The following is a 16708-nucleotide window of genomic DNA, read 5'->3' on the forward strand; positions in this document are numbered from 1 at the left end:
ACTCCCCCCCCCCACCGCGCGCCGGGGGCGGGTGTTTGCGGGGCGCGCGCCCGGGCCCGGCCCCCGCCCCCCCCGCCTCCGGTCGGGGCGTCAGTACTGCCAGCGCGGCTGGCTGCCGTCCAGACGGCAGTTGATCGTGCGCCCGTTGGCGGCGCGCGTGGAACGGCCGAGGTCGGCCTTGCGGCAGAACTGGCCCGCGTTGTAGCAGTTGCCGGCGTTGGAGACGATCTCGCACTCGACCGCGGCCGGCCTGGTCGGCGCCGTGGTCGTGGGCTGCGCCACCGGCTTCGTCGCGGGCCTGGGCGCCTGGGTGGGGGCCTGGGTCGTGGCGGGCGGCTTCGGATCGGCGGCCGGGGCGGCACTGCGCGTGGGCGCCGGGGCCCGCGTCGTCGCCGCGGCCGCGGGACTCGCCACGGCCGTCGGCGAGGCCGGCTCCGCGGCGGGGGGCGTAGGCGACGGGGAGGGGGTCTCGGCCGTCGGCGACGGGGCCGCCGAGGAGGTCGTCGGCGGGGGCGGGTCGGCGGGCCCCCCGCCCCCCGTCGGCCCGCAGGCCACGGCCGCTCCCGCCACCAGCAGGGCGACCAGCGCCCGCCGGACGGGACCGCCCGTGCGTCTTCCGTCTCTCTTCATCGGTACCCCCACCTGAAGCCGTTCCCGTACGCGTACGCGCGTCCCCGCATGCGTCCGTACCCGCCCGCGAGGAGCCCGCAGCCGCTCGAATGGAGGGTCATCATATGAACGGACGCCCGTAGCGGATGGGTTTCTCCCAGATCGTGACCAACGGCCGGTGGCCCGAGTCGACCGCCGGATCGCGCCGGGCGCCGAACGGCAGCCTTTAGCCTGGCGCAATGACCGGTGAGACCAGCAGTGAAGACTTCCGCGCCACCCTGCGCTCCCTGCGCGTCTGGGACGGGCCGCTCCCCGCGTTCGACCCCGGCGCCGCACCGGACGAACCGGTGGCGCTGTTCCGCACGTGGTTCACGCACGCCGCCGGGGCCGGACAACCGGAGCCGCACACCATGAGCCTGGCGACGGCGGACGGCGAGGGCCGGCCCGACGTGCGCACCCTGATGCTGCACGACGTCGACGCCCGCGGCTGGCACTTCGCCTCGCACTCCACCAGCGCCAAGGGAGTACAGCTGGCCGGGCGGCCGGACGCCGCACTGGGCTTCTACTGGCCGGCCGTGGCCCGCCAGGTCCGCGTCCGGGGCCGGGTCACCGCGTGCGGCCCGGAGGAGAGCCGCGCCGACCTGGCGGTCCGCTCGCGGGGCGCGCTCGCCGCCGCGCTGACGGGACGCCAGAGCGAAGTGCTCGCCTCCGAGGAGGAGTTGACCCGGGCTTCGGCGGCGGCCTGGGAGCGGGCGGGGGCCGAGCCGGACGCCCCGGTGCCCACGTGGACCCGGTACGTCCTCGCCGCCGCCGAGGTCGAGTTCTTCCAGGGCGACCCGGCCCGCCGCCACACCCGGCTCCGCTACCGCCTCGCACCCGAGGGCGCCTGGACCCGCGAACTGCTCTGGCCGTAGGGCGAATCAGCGGAACGGGCCGACGCGAACGAGCCGAAGCGAACGGCCCGACGCGCACGGTACGGGTCCGGCACGCGACCGGTACGGGTCCGGCACGCGGCCGCCCCGACGAGCCGGGACCTCCGGGATCGCCGCGGCCGCCTCACCGGTTCCCGGCGTCCCGGTCGCGCTCCCGCGGACCGGCGGACCCGCCTCGCCCCGGCGTCGTGAAGATGCGGTCCAGGTGGTGGCGCAGGACCGCGACGGCCGACTCCGGACCCCGCTGTCCCACGAGGATGCTCGTACCCATCGTCGCCGTCATGGCGAGCAGGCTGATCGCCTCCGTGCGCGCATCGACGCCGGGGTCGGCCAGTCCGGTCTCCTGTGCCCGGACGAGGAGGCCGGCCAGGGCGTTCTCGGCGGCGTCGGGCTTCTCGACGAAGGGCTGGGCGGCCAGGGCCTCGTCGGTCACGGACAGGATCGAGTACGAGCTGTAGAGGAGGTGGAAGGTACGGCTCTCCTCGTCCGTGGGGAGGGAGGCCAGGAGCAGCGCCTCGACGGTGGCGCGCGGGCCGGGCTCCGGGCCGGCGGCGGCCAGGCGGGCGCCCACGCGTGCGGTGAAGCGGTCGGTCAGGTGCTGGAGCCCGTAGAAGAGCAGCTTCTCCTTGGTCTGGAAGTAGTACTGGACCAGCCGGAGTGACACTCCCGCCTCGGCCGCCACGTCGCGCATGCCGACCGCGTGCAGTCCGCGCCGTCCGGCGACCTGGATGAGGGCCTCGGCGATCTGGGCGCGCCGTTCCTCGTGGTCCACGCGCTTCGGCATGTGCCGGGCCTCCGCCTGTCGGTGGTGAGTTCGCGGTCCGGTCGTCCCGGACCCGTTCATGATACCGCCGTACCAACATCGTGATACGGTCGTACCACGAAGAACGGATCTTCCCGGAGGTGCCCCGTGCCCGAGAACACGACCCGAGTACGACGCGACATCGGCCGCTACGTGAACGACGAACTGCGCGACCGCTACTTCGCCACCTGCGACGTGCTCTACGCGATGGGTGCGCCCGCCCGCTCCGAGACGGACGTCGAGACGAGCTTCGGCACCACGCACGTCTACCGCTACGGCCCCACGGACCCGGCCGCCGAGGAGCGCACGCCGATCGTCCTGATCCACGGCTCCGGCTACTGCTCCGCGATGTGGTACCCCAACACCCCGGCGCTCAGCGCGGAGCGCCCCGTCTACGCACTCGACACCCCCGGCGACGCCGGCCGCAGCGTCCAGCGCGAGCCGATGTGGCAGCCCGAGCGGGCCGCCCAGTGGCTCGACGAGGCCCTCGACGCGCTGGGCCTGGACCGGGTCCACCTCGTGGGCGCCTCCTACGGCGGCTGGCTGGTCATCAACCAGGCGCACCTGCGGCCCGGCCGGATCGCCTCGGTCACCGCCCTCGACCCCGGCGGCCTGGAGAAGGTGGGCCTGCGCTTCTTCGTCTGGATCTTCGCCAGCCTGTTCGCGAGCTACGCGCCGAAGGCGCTGCGGCCGCGCCTGGCCTCCTGGCTGGAGCAGCCGGTCATCGTCGTGCCCGAGATGCGCGCGTGGATCCAGGCGGGCGCCCGCGCCTTCCGGATACGCCGCCCCGCGCCGCTGCCGCTGACCGATGCCGAGCTGGGTTCCATCCGGACGCCGTTCTACCTGGTCATGGGCAAGCGGAGCCTGCTCGTACACCCGAAGCGGCAGGTGGAGCGGGTGCCGCGGCTGATTCCCGGGGCCCGCGCCGAGATCATCGCCGCGACCGGCCACGGGCCGCAGATCGACCATCCCGACCTGGTCAACGCCCGGATGCTGGCCTTCATGGAGGACATCGACTCCCTCGACCCGGCCGGGGCCCGCGGCGCGGCGTAGAGCCTCCCGCGCACCCCCACCGCCCGGCACCGCCGGCACCCCCCACCGCCCCGCACTCCGGTAGGCCCCGGCACCCCCGGGCCCGGGGTGCCGCCGGGCCCCGGGTGCCGCCGGGGCCTACCGGGCCGCCGGGCGGAAGACCGCCACCGCCACCCCGGCCTCCGCTTCGCGGAAGGTCACCGCCAGCGGCATGCCGACCGCCAGGTCCGCCGCCTCGCAGTCGACGACCTCGGTCATCATCCGCGGCCCTTCCGCGAGGTCGACCACCGCCGCCGTGTACGGGACGCGGCAGCCGAAGGGCGGGAGGTCGTTCCGGTGGACCACCGACCAGGTGTAGAGCGTCGCGGCGCCGCTCGCCGCCTCCCACGCTACCTGCTCCTCCCCCGCCCAGCAGAAGGGGCAGAACTCGCGCGGGTAGTGGTGCGCGCGCCCGCACGCGGCGCAGCGCCGCACCAGCAGCCGGCCCTCCGCGGCCGCGTCCCAGTAGGGGCGGGTGAAGTCCTCCGCCTCCGGGAGGTCGTAGCGGGCGCTCACAGGAAGAGCCCGAGCGCCGCGTCGAGGGACCACGCCTGCCATCCCACGGCGAGGAGGGCGACGAGCGAGATGAGCGCCATCATCGCGTTCTGGCCCTGCTCGGCCCAGTCGTGGATCATCAGCACCAGGTAGAGCAGATTGAGCAGCAGGCCTCCCACCAGTGCGATCGGCGTCAACAGGCCGAGCACCAGGCCCAGTCCCAGGGCCAGTTCGGCGTAGACGACGACGTACGCCATCACCTTCGGCCGCGGTGCGACCACGGTGTCGAAGCCGCCCTTCACGAACGCCCAGCGGTGCTTGCCCGCGATGTCGGCGGCCCACGCGATGCCGGTGCCGCGCTCGAACCAGCCCTTCCTGTCCTTGTGCCGCCAGCTCTCCAGCCACCACAGGCCGAGGCCTATCCGGAGCACGGCGAGCCATTCGGCCCCACTGAGCCAGACGGTCTGCATCGGCAGCCCTCCACCCCTCGACCCCTCGACCACTTGATCTGACGGTACGTCAGTTGAGCGGATCGGGGGCGTTCCCGCAAGGCCCCCGCACCCCGGCCGTGATCGATCCGCAATCGATTCCCTCCTTGTCCGAGACCCATCAACCCAGCGTGGCGATACGCTCACACCTCATGCCCGAAGTCCCCGCAGCACCCGACATGACCACCCAGCCGCGCCCCGTGTACGTCATCGGCGCCGGCCCCGGCGGCCTCGCCGCCGCCGCCGCCCTGCGCGCCCGCGGCGTCCGCGCCGTCGTCGTAGAGAAGTCCGACGGGGTCGGCGCGTCGTGGCGGGGGCACTACGACCGGCTGCGCCTGCACACCACGCGCCGCCTCTCGGCCCTGCCGGGCCTGGCGATACCGCGCCGCTTCGGGCGCTGGGTCTCCCGCGACGACGTCGTGCGGTACCTGGAGGGGTACGCCGAGTTCCACGAGCTGGAGCTGGTCACCGGCGTCGAGGTGACCCGGGTCGAGCGGGCCGCCGAGGGCGACGGCTGGACCCTGCACGCCAGCGGCGGCCGCGTGCTCACCGCCGGGGCGGTGGTCGTCGCCACCGGCTACAACCACACCCCCGCGGTGCCCGAGTGGCCGGGGCGGGACGGCTACAGCGGGCGGCTGCTGCACGCGGCGGACTACCGCAACCCGCGGCCGTACGCGGGGCAGGACGTCCTCGTCGTCGGCGCCGGCAACACCGGCGCCGAGATATCCGCCGACCTCGCGGCGGGCGGGGCCGCGCGGGTCCGGCTCGCCGTCCGCACCGCCCCGCACATCGTGCGGCGCTCCACGGCGGGCTGGCCGGCCCAGCGCACGGGAATCCTCGTACGGCGCCTGCCCGTGCGCCTGGTCGACCGGCTGGGCGCGCTCGTCGCGAGGGTCTCGGTCCCGGACCTGTCGGCGCAGGGCCTTCCGCGCCCTGCGACCGGCCTCTACAGCAGGGTCAACGAGGGCGCCATCCCGGTGCAGGACGTGGGGCTGATCGACGCGGTCCGCCGGGGCGCGGTCGAGCCCGTCGCGGCCGTGGACTCCTTCGACGGCGCCGAGGTGGTGCTTGCGGACGGCTCGCGGATCGCTCCGGACACGGTGATCGCGGCCACCGGCTACCGGCGCGCCCTGGAGGGGCTGGTCGGCCACCTCGGCGTGCTCGACGCGCGGGGCCGGCCCCGCGCGCTCGGCGCCCGCACCCCGGCCGAGGCGCCCGGCCTGTACTTCACCGGCTTCTCCAGCCCCATCAGCGGCATGTTCCGGGAGATGGCCCGCGACGCCGAGAAGATCGCCCGAACCGTGGCGCGAGAGCAGCGCAGGACGGCCTGAACCGCACCCTGGACCCGATGCGCGGGGATCTGACACCGTTCACCACACCACCTCCACCACTTTCCCCGCGCAGGCCTGTTCCTGACGGCTCGTCAGTTCAGTAATCTGACTACGCGTCAGTTATTGAGGTTCATCGAGCAGGAGCGGGCGGAACGATGCTTGGATCTACTCACGGCACCCTCACCACCGACTTCCGCGCACGTGTCGAGGCCTGCGGGGAGACCCCCAGGACGGCCGTCCACTCGACGGCGACACCGTCCGCCGGGGCCGCCGCCGCGCTGGACGTCAGCGGGCGGCCCCTGCACTCCGATGTGCCCGACCTGGACCGGTTCTTCCGGCCCGAGTCCGTGGCCGTCATCGGCGCCTCCGACGCCGAGGGCAGACCCAACACCGGCATCACCCGCCGGCTCATCGCCTGGGCCGGGCGCGTCGGCGCCCGCATCCATCCGGTGCACCCCACCCGTCCGACCGTCTTCGGACTGGCCTGCCACGCCTCCGTCGCCGACCTGCCCGAACAGGTCGACCTCGCCGTCCTCCTCGTCGCCGACCCCCTCCCCGTCATCGAGGAGCTGGCCGAGACCAAGGTGAAGTTCGCCGTCGCCTTCGCCTCCGGCTTCGCGGAGACCGGGGACGCGGGCGCCGCCGCCCAGGAGCGGCTCGGAGCAGCCGTACGGCGCTCCGGACTGCGCCTGCTCGGCCCCAACACGAACCTCAACGCCTTCGAGGAGTTCCGCCAGGACCTCGACGGGCCCGCCATCGCCCTCATCACCCAGTCCGGCCACCAGGGCCGCCCCGTCTACACCCTCCAGGAGCTGGGCATCCGCCTCTCCCACTGGGCGCCGACCGGCAACGAGGCCGACCTGGAGACCTCCGACTTCATCTCCTACTTCGCCGAGCAGCCCGAGGTCGGGGCCATCGCCTGCTACGTCGAGGGCCTCAAGGACGGCCGCTCCTTCCTGCTCGCCGCGGACCGGGCCGCCCGCGCCGGCGTCCCCGTCGTCGCCGTCAAGGTCGGCCGCACCGAGACCGGCGCCCGGACGGCCGCCTCCCACACCGGCAAGCTGACCGGCGCCGACACCGTCGTGGACGCCGCCATGCGCCAGTTCGGCGTCATCCGCGTGGACGGGCTCGACGAGCTCCAGGACACGGCCGCCCTGCTCGCCCGCGCCCGCAAGCCCAAGGCCGACGGGGTCGTCGTCTACTCCATCTCCGGCGGCACCGGCGCCCACTTCTCCGACCTGGCCACCGAGGCGGGCCTCACCCTGCCCGCCCTCTCCGAGGCCAAGCAGCGGGAACTGCACCAGTGGATCCCCGACTACCTCGACGTCGCCAACCCCGTCGACAACGGCGGACACCCCGTCGGCGACTGGCGCGGCCGCAAGATCATCGACGCGATCCTGGCCGACCCCTCCGTCGGCGTCCTCATCTGCCCCATCACCGGCCCCTTCCCCCCGATGAGCGACAGGCTCGCCCAGGACCTGGTGGAAGCCGCCGAGGCCACGGACAAGCTGATCTGCGTGATCTGGGGCTCTCCCGTGGGCACCGAGGACGCCTACCGCACCACCCTCCTCGGCTCCTCCCGGGTGGCCACCTTCCGTACGTTCGGCAACTGCATCACCGCCGTCCGGGCCTACCTCGGCCACCACCGCTTCGCCGCCGCCTACCGCTCGCCCTTCGACGAGGCCCCCCGCACCCCCTCCCCCTCCTTCCGCAAGGCCCGGGCCCTGATGCGCCCCGGCCAGCAGCTCAGCGAGCACGCCGCGAAGCAGCTGCTGCGGGCGTACGGGATACGGGTGCCGCGGGAGCAGCTCGTGACCAGCGCGGCGGCCGCCGTCCGGGCGGCCGGCCTGGTCGGCTACCCCGTCGTCATGAAGGCCTCGGGCCCCCAGCTCGCCCACAAGACCGAACTCGGCCTGGTCAAGGTCGCCCTGACCTCGGCGAGCCAGATCCGCGACGCGTACCGGGAGCTCACCGACATCGCCCGCTACGAGAACGTCCCGCTGGACGGCGTCCTCGTCTGCCAGATGGTCGAGCGGGGCGTGGAGATGGTCGTCGGCGTCACCCAGGACGACCTCTTCGGCCCCACGGTCACGGTCGGCCTGGGCGGGGTCCTCGTCGAAGTCCTGCACGACGCGGCGGTCCGCGTCCCGCCCTTCGGGGAGGACCAGGCCCGCGCCATGCTGACCGAACTCCGCGGACACGCCCTCCTGGAGGGGGTCCGGGGCGCTCCCCCCGCGGACGTGGACGCCCTGGTGGAAGTGGTCCTGCGCATCCAGCGGATGGCACTGGAGCTGGGCGACGACCTGTCCGAGCTGGACATCAACCCCCTGATGGTCCTGCCGCGCGGCCAGGGGGCGGTGGCACTGGACGCCCTGGCCATCTGCCGCTGACCTCCGCGCGGCCCGACCCCGGTGCGGGCCGCGCCACCACGAACGGGAGTCACCATGACCCGAGAGATCCTCCACCGCACGGACAACGGCGTCTCCTGGATCACCCTCAACCGCCCCGAAGCCATGAACGCCGTCACCCGGGAGCAGCGCGAGCGCGTCATCGCACTGCTCGGGGAGGCCGACGCCGACCCGGCCGTCCGGGCCGTGGTCATCACCGCCACCGGCAAGGGGTTCTGCGCCGGCGCCGACCTCCGCGGCGCCCCCGCCGCCGGCGACCGGGTCGCCGGCGACGTGGCCCGCATGATCCGGCTCGGCGCGCAGCGCCTGATCAGCGCGGTGCTCGACTGCGAGAAGCCCGTCATCGCCGCCGTCAACGGCACCGCCGCCGGCCTCGGCGCCCACCTCGCGTTCGCCTGCGACCTCGTCGTCGCCGCGGAGCCGACCCGTTTCATCGAGGTGTTCGTGCGCCGCGGCCTGGTCCCGGACGGCGGGGGCGCGTACCTGCTGCCCCGCCTCGTCGGCCCGCAGAAGGCCAAGGAGCTGATGTTCTTCGGCGACGCCGTCCCGGCCGCCGAGGCCGAACGCCTGGGACTCGTCAACAAGGTGGTACCGGCCGAGGAGCTGGAGGAGACGGTCCGCGCCTGGGCCGAGCGGCTCGCCCAGGGCCCGACCAGGGCCCTCGCCCTGACCAAGCGGCTGGTCAACGCCTCCCTCGACGGCGACCGGGAATCCGCGCTGGCCGCCGAGGCCGCCGCCCAGGAGATCAACATGACCACGGCCGACGCCAACGAGGGCGTGGCCGCCTTCGTGGAGCGCCGCACGCCGAAGTACACGGGCCGCTGAGCGGGGGCGGCACGGCGGCGGCAGCGGCAGCGGCGCAACGGACCCGGGCGGCGGCCCCGCGGCACGGGGGCGTCCGCCCGGCGGCGGACCCGCGCCGCCCCACGGCGGACGGCCCGCGGCGGACGGCCCGGCCCGCCCCGAGCCCGGCCCGCCACGCCCCGCGCTGCCCGCGCCGCGCCGCGCCCGGGCCCCTACCCCTGCCGGGGATTCGGCTTCAGCAGCGCGAACACCGCCCCCGCCGGGTCCGCGGCCCAGGCGATCCGCCCGACCTCCGGCACGTCCGCCCCGGGCATCAGCACCGAACCGCCGTTGCGGTCCACCAAGTCCGTGGTGGCGTCCACGTCCGGGACGTTGAAGTACGGGACCCAGCGCGCCTCCTCCGCGCCCCCCTCCGACAGCGGTGCGACCCCGCCGAAGGACCCGTCCTCCTGGTCGCCGTCGGCGATGCTCAGGACCCGGTACGTCATTCCGGGCGCCTGCATCTCCGCGTGCCGCCACCCGAACAGCCCGGCGTAGAAACCGATGTCCGCGACCGGGTCGGGTACGTGGAGCTCCGCCCACACCAGCGTGTTGTCGGCCGAGGCGAGGTCCAGCCCGGCCGTCCTCCCGGGCTGCCAGCACGCGAACTGCGCGCCCTGCGGGTCGGTGAACTGCGCCAGCCACCCCTCGCCCATGACGTCCACCGGCTCCATCCGCACGGTCCCGCCGCCCGCGCGCACCGCGTCGGCGGTGGCCCGGACGTCGGAGGTCATGAAGTGCAGCATCCAGGCGGACGCGGCGCCCTCCTCGGTGAGTTGACCGATCGCGGCGACGGTCTTGCCGTCGAGCCGGAAGAAGCCGTAGCCGCCCGTGTCGGGTCCGGCCGGGACGAACTCCCAGCCGAAGACGGCTCCGTAGAAGGCCGTCGCCGTCCCGATGTCGGGACTGCCGAGGTCGAGCCAGTTGGGCGAGCCGGTACGGAAGTCGGTGCCGAGCATGGGGTCCTCCCGGAAGTACGGCGGTACGCGGTCGCAGCCACGATGCCCAGCCCCGCGACGGGACGGGCGTACGGGCCTCCCCCGGGACCCCAGGTTCACCCGTTCGACGGTATGCCGCCGCGCCGGGCCCGGCGCCGGTCCACCGCGCCGTTCCACCGCACCGGGTCCACCGCACCGGGTCCACCGCGCCGGCCCCGGCGCCACCCACCGCACCCGGCACGCACAGGGCCCGCCGCACCGGGGCCGCACCCCTTCCCATCTGACGATCCGTCAGCTTCAATCACGAGTGTGATGGGACATGCAGGGATGGCGGCCACCGTCGTCCGATACCTCAGGTCGGCCGGCACCTCCGCCCCCGCTCCGGCCGGACCGGGCGCGGGGGCCGGGCCCGTCGACGCCCTCCCGCGCCCCGAGCTGCGCGCGGTCGGGGCGGACGAGCGCGCGCCGGTGGACCCCGCGCAGTTCCGGGCCGTCCTGGGGAACTTCGCCAGCGGGGTCACGATCGTCACGGCGCCGCCCGGCGGGGACGAGGGCGGCCCGGCGGGCTTCGCCTGCCAGTCCTTCGCCTCGCTCTCCCTCGTTCCGCCGCTGGTCACCTTCATGGTGGCCCGCACGTCGACCACCTGGCCGCGGATCGCCCGCGCCGGGGTGTTCTGCGTCAACATCCTCGGCGCCGACCAGGGCGCCCTGTGCCGGTCCTTCGCCGTGAGCGGCACGGACAAGTTCGCCGGCGTGGAGCACACCCCGGCCCCCGTCACCGGATCACCCCTGCTCGACGCCGTGCCCGCCTGGATCGACTGCCGCATCCACGCGGTCCACACCGGCGGGGACCACCTGATCGTCGTCGGCCGCGTCGAGGCCCTGGGCGCGGCGGGCGAGGGCGATCCGCTCCTCTTCCACAAGGGCCGCTTCGGCCGCTTCACCGGCTGAACCGCGAGCCGCCGCCCCGGCCCCGCCGGGGCGGCCTCGTACGCCGCAGGCCCGGCAACGGGCCGGCAGGGGTCCCGCCGCGGCGGGACCCCTGCCCGCGCCTCCCGTCAGAAGCGGAGCACCCCGCGCGCCACCCGGCCGTGGCGGGCGTCGTCGACCGCCTTCGCGAAGTCCTCGACCGGGTAGACCTCCGTCACGAGCTCGTCCAGCAGCAGCCGCCCCTGGCGGTACAGCTCGGCGTACAGGGCGATGTCGCGCTGCGGCCGCGAGGACCCGTACCGGCAGCCCATGACCGTCTTGTCCAGGTACAGGGAGGAGACGAGGAAGGACGCCTCCTCCTTGAAGCCGGGCACGCCCAGCAGGACCGCCTGCCCGTGCCGGTCCAGGAGGTCGATCGCCTGGCGGATCAGCTGCACGCTGCCCACGCATTCGAAGGCGTGGTCGGCGCCGGTCGCCAGGACCTCCCGGACGGCGGCCGAGGTGTCGGTGACCGCCGAGGCGTCGATGAAGTGCGTGGCGCCGAACTGCCGGGCCACCGCCTCCTTCGCCGGATTCGCGTCGACCGCGACGATCGTCGTGGCGCCCGCGATCCGGGCCCCCTGGAGCACGTTCAGCCCGATGCCGCCCGTGCCGATGACGAGGACCGAGTCGCCGCGGTCCACCCGGGCCCGGTTCAGCACCGCGCCCACCCCCGTCAGCACCCCGCAGCCGATCAGCGCGGCCGAGGTCATCGGGATGTCGTCCGGGATCTTCACGGCCTGCACGGCCCTGACGATCGTGCGCTCCGCGAAGGCCGAGTTCGAGGCGAACTGGTAGAGCGGCTCGCCGCCCCGCGCGTAGGGCCGGCCGGGCATCCCGATCGCCTTGCGGCACATCGTCGGCCGGCCCCGGTCGCAGTCCGCGCACGTCCCGCAGTTGGCCAGCGTGGACAGCGCCACGTGGTCGCCGGGCACCACGTGCGCGACCCCCGGGCCGACCGCCTCGACGACGCCGGCGCCCTCGTGCCCCAGCACCACCGGAGACGGGAAGGGGATCGTCCCGTCGATCACCGACAGGTCGCTGTGGCAGAGCCCGGCCGCCGCTATCGCGACCAGCACCTCCCCCGGTCCCGGATCACGGATCTCCAGGTCGTCGACCACCCGGGCCTGCTTGCCGTCGAACACGACGCCTCTCACCTGGACTCCTTAGGCAGGCCGAGCACGCGCTCGGCGATGATGTTCCGCTGGATCTCGTCCGAGCCGCCGTAGATGGTGTCGGCCCGGGTGAACAGGAACAGCCGCTGCGCCTCGTCGAGCCCGAGCTCGTAGGGCAGTCCGGGCTCCCACGCCCGCGGCCCGGCGGTGGCCGCCGCGCCCCGCACGTCCACCGCCAGCTCTCCGAGCCGCCGGTGCCAGCCGCCCCACAGCAGCTTCGCCACGCTCGGCGCGCCCGGGCCGCCCGCGTCCCCCAGGGTCCGCAGCGCGTTCCACCGCATGGTGCGCAGCTCGGCCCACTGCCGTACGAGGCGTGCGCGCAGGACCGGGTCAGCGGCCTGCGCCGAAGCCGCGTACGCCGCGACGACCCGCTCCAGCTCGGCGGCGAACCCGATCTGCTGGACCAGGGTCGACACGCCCCGCTCCAGGGCGAGCAGGCCCATGGCCACGGTCCAGCCCCCGCCTTCCGGGCCGACGACCTCGTCCGCCACGGCCCCGTCGAAGAACACCTCGTTGAACTCGGAGGTCCCCGACATCTGCCGGATCGGCCGGACCTCGACGCGCCCCGGCTGGTCCATCCGCACGAGCAGGAAGGACAGCCCCCGGTGGCGCCGGGAGCCGGGCTCGGTGCGGGCCAGCACGAAGCACCGGTCGGCGTCGCGGGCCAGGGAGGTCCAGGTCTTCTGCCCGGTGACCCGGAACAGCCCGTCGGCCGGGTCGCGCACGGCGGCGGTGCGGATGCCCGCCAGGTCGGAGCCGGCGCCCGGCTCGCTGTAGCCCTGGCACCACAGCTCCTCGCCCCGCGCGATCCCGGGCAGGAAGCGCTCCTGCTGTTCCGTACTGCCGTAGGCGATCAGCGTGGGCGCCAGGAGGTTCTCCCCGATGTGCCCGACCCGGCCGGGTGCGCGCAGCGCGGCGTACTCCTCGGCCCACACCACCTGCCCGGTCAGCGAGAGCCGCTGCTGGCCGTAGGCCCCGGCGGGCACGTCCCAGCCCTGGCCGATCCAGCCGCCGCGGCCCAGTTCGCGCTCCCATGCGCGCCGCGCGCCGACCTCCTGGTGCTCGCTGCCCGGACCGCCGAGTCCGACCGCGCCGGCGTACGGGCCGGCGAGGCGCCCGGCGAGCCAGGCCCGGGCCCGGCCGCGCAGCTCCTCGTCCCCCGCCCCTAAGCTGAAGTCCACACGCTGCTCCCTCGGTCGTGTCCGCCCCGCCGGGTGCCGTCGGGCGCGGTCCCCGCACTAGGCGTTGGGCCGGTCCTTCGCCGCCGCCGCCCGTGCCATCGCCTCCAGTTGCGCCAGCATCGGCATGGGGTCGGTGCCCACCGTCCCCGGCAGGAAGTCGGCGATCTTCTCGGGCGTCCAGGAGCCTTCCGCGTACGCGGCGCGCAGTTCGCGCGGCTGCGCCCAGACGGCGATCTTCGGACCGGCGATCGTGTAGACCTGGCCGGTGATCCTCTCGCCCGTCGCGGCCACGGCCCGGTCGCTCAGCAGGTACGTCACGAGGGCGGCGACGTCCTCGGGCTCGCCGATCTCCTTGAGCTCCATGGGGACCCCGGCCGACATGCGGGTGCGCGCCACGGGTGCGACGGCGTTGGCCGTGACCCCGTACTTGGCCAGTCCCAGGGCGGCGGAGCGGACGAGCGAGATGATCCCGCCCTTGGCGGCGCTGTAGTTGGCCTGGGCGACGGAGCCCTGGTGGTTGCCGCTGGTGAAGCCGATCAGGGTGCCGCCACCCTGGCGCCGCATGACGGCGGAGGCGGCGCGGAAGACGGTGAAGGTGCCCTTGAGGTGGGTGGCGACCACGGGGTCCCACTCCTCTTCGGACATGTTGAACAGCATCCGCTCGCGCAGGATGCCGGCGACGCACACGACGCCGTCGACGCGCCCGTACCGCGCGAGGGCGGTGTCGACGACGCGCTGCCCGCCCGCCATGGTGGAGATGTCGTCCGCGACGGCGACGGCCTCCCCGCCCGCGGCCTGGATCTCCTTGACCACGCCCTCGGCTATCTCGCTGGCGGGCTCTCCGCCCCCGATCCCCACGCCGTGGTCGTTGACGACGACCTTGGCGCCCTCGGCGGCCGCGGCGAGTGCCACGGCCCGCCCGATGCCCCGGCCGGCGCCGGTGACGGCGACGACCCTGCCTGCCAAGAAGTTCCCCACGTCCGGCCCCTTCCCGCATTTTCTGACGGTCCGTTAGATTCTATGGGCAGTCAGTCGCACCTGCACAAGACCCGGTCGCGTCCGCGTTCGCAAGGAGCTGATGAGGTCCATGGCCCTGCCCCCCGAGTTCCACGACATCGCCAAGCGCGTCAACAACTGGGGCCGCTGGGGCGCCGACGACGAGACCGGCACCCTCAACCTCGTCACCGACGAGGTGGTGCGCGCCGCCGCGCGGGAGGTCCGGACCGGGCGGCGCGTCCCGCTCGCCCTGCCGCTCCACGAGGGAGGAGTGCAGGCCGGCATGATCCCCGGCCGGATCAACCCCCTGCACACGATGGTGCAGATCAACCAGGAGATCTTCGGCCCTGGCACGGTGGCCTGCAGCGACGACGCCGTGACCATGGGCCTCCAGGCGGGCACCCACTGGGACGCCCTCACCCACGTCTCGCACTCGGGGCGGATCTACAACGGCCGCCCGGCCTCCTCGATCACGGCGCACGGCCGCGCCGAGTTCAGCGGCATCGACAAGGCGGGGCACATCGTCTCGCGCGGCGTCCTGCTGGACGTGGCCCGGGCGAAGGGCGTGGACCGGCTGGCGGCGGGCCACGCCGTGACCCCCGAAGACCTCGCCGAGGCGGAGGAGTTCGGCGGGACCACGGTCCGGGCAGGCGACATCGTCCTCGTCCGCACCGGCCAGGTCCAGGTCTACCTGGCGGGCGACAGGCACGGGTACGGCTTCCCCTCGCCGGGCCTGTCGATCCGCACACCGGAGTGGTTCCACGCCCGGGACGTGGCGGCCGTCGCCAACGACACCCTGACCTTCGAGATCTTCCCGCCGGAACACGAGGACCTGTGGCTCCCCGTCCACGCCCTCCACCTGGTCGAGATGGGCATGCACCAGGGCCAGAACTGGAATCTCGAAAAGTTGTCCACAGCCTGTGCAGAAGTGGGCCGCTACACCTTCCTGCTCTCCGCGATGCCCGAGCCCTTCGTCGGCGCCGTCGGCACCCCGGTGGCCCCGGTGGCCGTCCTGTGACCCCGCCGCCGCGCCCCCGCTCCCGGCCGCCGCCCCCTGCCCCGCCCGGTCCGGGGACGGGCCGGTAGCCTGCGGTGCCCCCGACCGCCGGGGGCCTCGCCGTTCCGCTCAGGAGTCCCCATGGCCGTCAAGAAGGCCACCATGCAGCAGCAGGTGGCGGAAGCCATCGCCCTCATCAACCCGGCCGACCGCCCCCTGGTCACCCTCCACGTCGCCGCGGGTCCCAGCGTGTGGCTGATGTCCATGCTCGGCGCCCTCGGCCAGCTCTTCATCACGCCCTACTTCATCACCGTCACCGAGCAGGCCGTGGTGGTGCACAAGGCCAGCCGGTGGAGCAACCGCCCCCAGGAGATAGCCTTCGCGATCCCCGCGAGCCAGGCCGGCGGCCTGGTCTCGGGCATCAACCGGAACGCCATCTGGAGCAACTTCCGGCTCCAGCTCCCGAACCAGCCCAAGCCCACCCGCATGAACGTCCACCGCATCTGGCGCGCGGAGATGGACCAGGTCCTCACCACCCTCACGGCCCAGCCCGCCGTCTGACATCCACGGGAGCATCCCCTTCGCCGGCGCGGCCTTCCCCACCCGCGCCGGCGACGCGGTCCGGTGGCCGGAGCGGCGATGGGCGTCAGGCGAGCTCGCGGCGGCCCGCGCACGCCGTCCGGACGGGCGGCGGCGCCGGGGGCTGCGGGTGGCGGCGGCGCGCGTGCACGCCCCGAGCGCGGCACGGCAGCCGCCACCCCGCGACCCGCACTCGTCAAGGCGTACCCTTGGCGTCCCCTCGCGTCGAATCGCTCCCACCAGGGTGGTCAAAAGGTGACGGAACGTCAACACCTCGTTAGAGGTACACGCGCGGTTCCCGCCCCTGGGCGCGCATCTCGTGCGGCCCGGCCCCCGCGCAGGCGCCCGCCGCCTTCTCGGCCCGGTCGACCTCGCACCAGATCCGTTTGCCCGCACCCTCGCGCTGCCAGCCCCAGCGGTCCGCCAGGCCGTCCACCAGCTCCAGTCCCCGCCCGCCCGTGTCGTCCCCGGCGGCCTGCCGGGGCGCGGGCGCCCGGTCGCTGGCGTCCGCGACCTCGACCCGTACGCCCGGCTCCCCGAAGAGCATCCGCAGCACGGCCGGACAGCCCGTGTGCACGACCGCGTTCGTGACCAGCTCGGAGATCAGCAGGATCAGCGTCTCGGCGAGCGGCTCGTCGTCCCCTATGCCCGAGCCGGCCAGCCGGGAACGGGCCCACCGGCGCGCCCGGCCGACCTCGGCGGGATCGGGTCCTACCTCGAGCTGAACCTGAAGCACCTGCACCGCTCACACCATCCGAACCGGCGGACACTTCGCCTCGCGAAAGGGCGGGATCACCCACTGTGATCCCCTTGCCGAGGAGCATGGTTGACGTACAGTCACCACAACAAGCGCTTCGGGCATATTCCCGCGCGAAGGAGTAGGCGTGGTGCATA

Annotated in this window: 18 protein-coding genes; 9 read left to right on the forward strand and 9 right to left on the reverse strand. The window is 74.3% G+C overall.

From position 1 onward, the window contains the following. Nucleotides 1-90: 90 nt before the first annotated feature. A complete protein-coding gene (locus ACFWU6_RS09060) occupies nt 91-282 on the reverse strand; it encodes a hypothetical protein (RefSeq protein WP_383812843.1) in 192 nt (63 codons plus the stop codon). On the opposite strand from ACFWU6_RS09060, the gene ACFWU6_RS09065 reads away from it, so the two are divergent. Together ACFWU6_RS09065 and ACFWU6_RS09070 are read left to right on the forward strand one after the other, a co-directional pair. Next, nucleotides 269-646 carry a hypothetical protein gene (locus ACFWU6_RS09065; RefSeq protein WP_383979677.1) on the forward strand — a complete coding sequence of 126 codons (378 nt, stop codon included), beginning with the start codon at nt 269-271 and terminating at the stop codon, nt 644-646. The two genes, ACFWU6_RS09060 and ACFWU6_RS09065, sit on opposite strands and share 14 nt — an antisense overlap. A 202-nt stretch (nt 647-848) precedes the next feature. Beyond that, nucleotides 849-1523, forward strand: a complete 675-nt coding sequence (locus ACFWU6_RS09070; protein ID WP_383979681.1) for a pyridoxal 5'-phosphate synthase — start codon at nt 849-851, stop codon at nt 1521-1523. 142 nt (nt 1524-1665) lie between these two features. On the opposite strand, the gene ACFWU6_RS09075 is transcribed toward ACFWU6_RS09070, so the two are convergent. Continuing rightward, complete coding sequence (locus ACFWU6_RS09075; protein WP_383812848.1) at nt 1666-2325, reverse strand: TetR/AcrR family transcriptional regulator; 660 nt, start codon at nt 2323-2325, stop codon at nt 1666-1668. A 126-nt stretch (nt 2326-2451) separates the two neighbouring features. Here ACFWU6_RS09075 and ACFWU6_RS09080 point away from each other — a divergent pair, with 126 nt between their 5' ends. Next, nucleotides 2452-3396, forward strand: a complete 945-nt coding sequence (locus ACFWU6_RS09080; protein WP_383979685.1) for an alpha/beta fold hydrolase — start codon at nt 2452-2454, stop codon at nt 3394-3396. Nucleotides 3397-3513: 117 nt separating this feature from the next. Here the strand turns inward: ACFWU6_RS09080 and ACFWU6_RS09085 are convergent, their stop codons facing one another. After that, complete coding sequence (locus tag ACFWU6_RS09085; protein WP_383979688.1) at nt 3514-3972, reverse strand: Zn-ribbon domain-containing OB-fold protein; 459 nt, start codon at nt 3970-3972, stop codon at nt 3514-3516. Beyond that, nucleotides 3927-4379 (reverse strand): DoxX family protein, encoded by a 453-nt coding sequence (locus ACFWU6_RS09090; RefSeq protein WP_383812852.1) that lies wholly within the window; start codon nt 4377-4379, stop codon nt 3927-3929. Before ACFWU6_RS09090 ends, ACFWU6_RS09085 begins: the two co-directional genes overlap by 46 nt. A gap of 170 nt (nt 4380-4549) precedes the next feature. On the opposite strand from ACFWU6_RS09090, the gene ACFWU6_RS09095 reads away from it, so the two are divergent. The 3 genes from ACFWU6_RS09095 to ACFWU6_RS09105 all read left to right on the forward strand — a co-directional run bounded on the left by ACFWU6_RS09095 (nt 4550) and on the right by ACFWU6_RS09105 (nt 8961). Continuing rightward, nucleotides 4550-5728 (forward strand): flavin-containing monooxygenase, encoded by a 1179-nt coding sequence (locus ACFWU6_RS09095; RefSeq protein WP_383979693.1) that lies wholly within the window; start codon nt 4550-4552, stop codon nt 5726-5728. A 155-nt stretch (nt 5729-5883) separates the two neighbouring features. Further along, the gene (locus ACFWU6_RS09100) at nt 5884-8118 is read left to right on the forward strand and encodes an acetate--CoA ligase family protein (protein ID WP_383979700.1); all 2235 of its coding nucleotides are present in this window, start codon (nt 5884-5886) and stop codon (nt 8116-8118) included. 54 nt (nt 8119-8172) lie between these two features. Continuing rightward, nucleotides 8173-8961 carry an enoyl-CoA hydratase/isomerase family protein gene (locus tag ACFWU6_RS09105; protein ID WP_383979705.1) on the forward strand — a complete coding sequence of 263 codons (789 nt, stop codon included), beginning with the start codon at nt 8173-8175 and terminating at the stop codon, nt 8959-8961. A 191-nt stretch (nt 8962-9152) separates the two neighbouring features. Here the strand turns inward: ACFWU6_RS09105 and ACFWU6_RS09110 are convergent, their stop codons facing one another. Beyond that, nucleotides 9153-9938, reverse strand: a complete 786-nt coding sequence (locus ACFWU6_RS09110; RefSeq protein WP_383801585.1) for a VOC family protein — start codon at nt 9936-9938, stop codon at nt 9153-9155. Nucleotides 9939-10244: 306 nt separating this feature from the next. Here ACFWU6_RS09110 and ACFWU6_RS09115 point away from each other — a divergent pair, with 306 nt between their 5' ends. Further along, entirely contained in the window at nt 10245-10868 is a 624-nt protein-coding gene (locus tag ACFWU6_RS09115) for a flavin reductase family protein (RefSeq protein WP_383979948.1), read from the forward strand. A gap of 107 nt (nt 10869-10975) precedes the next feature. On the opposite strand, the gene ACFWU6_RS09120 is transcribed toward ACFWU6_RS09115, so the two are convergent. From ACFWU6_RS09120 to ACFWU6_RS09130, 3 genes are read right to left on the reverse strand one after another with little or no spacing between them, the layout of a single operon-like run. After that, the gene (locus ACFWU6_RS09120) at nt 10976-12043 is read right to left on the reverse strand and encodes a Zn-dependent alcohol dehydrogenase (protein WP_383979709.1); all 1068 of its coding nucleotides are present in this window, start codon (nt 12041-12043) and stop codon (nt 10976-10978) included. Next, the gene (locus ACFWU6_RS09125) at nt 12040-13242 is read right to left on the reverse strand and encodes an acyl-CoA dehydrogenase family protein (RefSeq protein ID WP_383979730.1); all 1203 of its coding nucleotides are present in this window, start codon (nt 13240-13242) and stop codon (nt 12040-12042) included. The genes ACFWU6_RS09120 and ACFWU6_RS09125 overlap by 4 nt, the downstream gene beginning before the upstream one ends. 57 nt (nt 13243-13299) lie before the next feature. Then, a complete protein-coding gene (locus ACFWU6_RS09130) occupies nt 13300-14220 on the reverse strand; it encodes an SDR family oxidoreductase (protein WP_383979739.1) in 921 nt (306 codons plus the stop codon). A gap of 109 nt (nt 14221-14329) precedes the next feature. Between ACFWU6_RS09130 and ACFWU6_RS09135 the strand changes: the two genes are divergently transcribed. Then, nucleotides 14330-15256, forward strand: a complete 927-nt coding sequence (locus tag ACFWU6_RS09135; protein WP_383801574.1) for a cyclase family protein — start codon at nt 14330-14332, stop codon at nt 15254-15256. Nucleotides 15257-15376: 120 nt separating this feature from the next. Next, nucleotides 15377-15796 carry a hypothetical protein gene (locus tag ACFWU6_RS09140; RefSeq protein WP_383801571.1) on the forward strand — a complete coding sequence of 140 codons (420 nt, stop codon included), beginning with the start codon at nt 15377-15379 and terminating at the stop codon, nt 15794-15796. Between the two features lie 295 nt (nt 15797-16091). Here ACFWU6_RS09140 and ACFWU6_RS09145 read toward each other — a convergent pair whose 3' ends face one another. Further along, nucleotides 16092-16556: an ATP-binding protein gene (locus ACFWU6_RS09145; RefSeq protein WP_383801568.1), complete on the reverse strand. Its 465-nt coding sequence runs from the start codon at nt 16554-16556 to the stop codon at nt 16092-16094. Nucleotides 16557-16708 lie beyond the last annotated feature (152 nt).

Origin of the sequence: Streptomyces sp. NPDC058674 (assembly GCF_042716505.1) — a bacterium.
Lineage (GTDB): Bacteria > Actinomycetota > Actinomycetes > Streptomycetales > Streptomycetaceae > Streptomyces.

Excerpts from the sequence above, each read along its gene's own strand:
- ACFWU6_RS09070 (WP_383979681.1), top strand. The coding sequence starts at position 849 with ATGACCGGTGAGACCAGCAGTGAAGACTTCCGCGCCACCCTGCGCTCC.
- ACFWU6_RS09075 (WP_383812848.1), bottom strand. The coding sequence starts at position 2,325 with ATGCCGAAGCGCGTGGACCACGAGGAACGGCGCGCCCAGATCGCCGAG.
- ACFWU6_RS09085 (WP_383979688.1), bottom strand. The coding sequence starts at position 3,972 with ATGGCAGGCGTGGTCCCTCGACGCGGCGCTCGGGCTCTTCCTGTGAGC.
- ACFWU6_RS09090 (WP_383812852.1), bottom strand. The coding sequence starts at position 4,379 with ATGCAGACCGTCTGGCTCAGTGGGGCCGAATGGCTCGCCGTGCTCCGG.
- ACFWU6_RS09095 (WP_383979693.1), top strand. The coding sequence starts at position 4,550 with ATGCCCGAAGTCCCCGCAGCACCCGACATGACCACCCAGCCGCGCCCC.
- ACFWU6_RS09100 (WP_383979700.1), top strand. The coding sequence starts at position 5,884 with ATGCTTGGATCTACTCACGGCACCCTCACCACCGACTTCCGCGCACGT.
- ACFWU6_RS09105 (WP_383979705.1), top strand. The coding sequence starts at position 8,173 with ATGACCCGAGAGATCCTCCACCGCACGGACAACGGCGTCTCCTGGATC.
- ACFWU6_RS09110 (WP_383801585.1), bottom strand. The coding sequence starts at position 9,938 with ATGCTCGGCACCGACTTCCGTACCGGCTCGCCCAACTGGCTCGACCTC.
- ACFWU6_RS09115 (WP_383979948.1), top strand. The coding sequence starts at position 10,245 with ATGGCGGCCACCGTCGTCCGATACCTCAGGTCGGCCGGCACCTCCGCC.
- ACFWU6_RS09135 (WP_383801574.1), top strand. The coding sequence starts at position 14,330 with ATGGCCCTGCCCCCCGAGTTCCACGACATCGCCAAGCGCGTCAACAAC.
- ACFWU6_RS09140 (WP_383801571.1), top strand. The coding sequence starts at position 15,377 with ATGGCCGTCAAGAAGGCCACCATGCAGCAGCAGGTGGCGGAAGCCATC.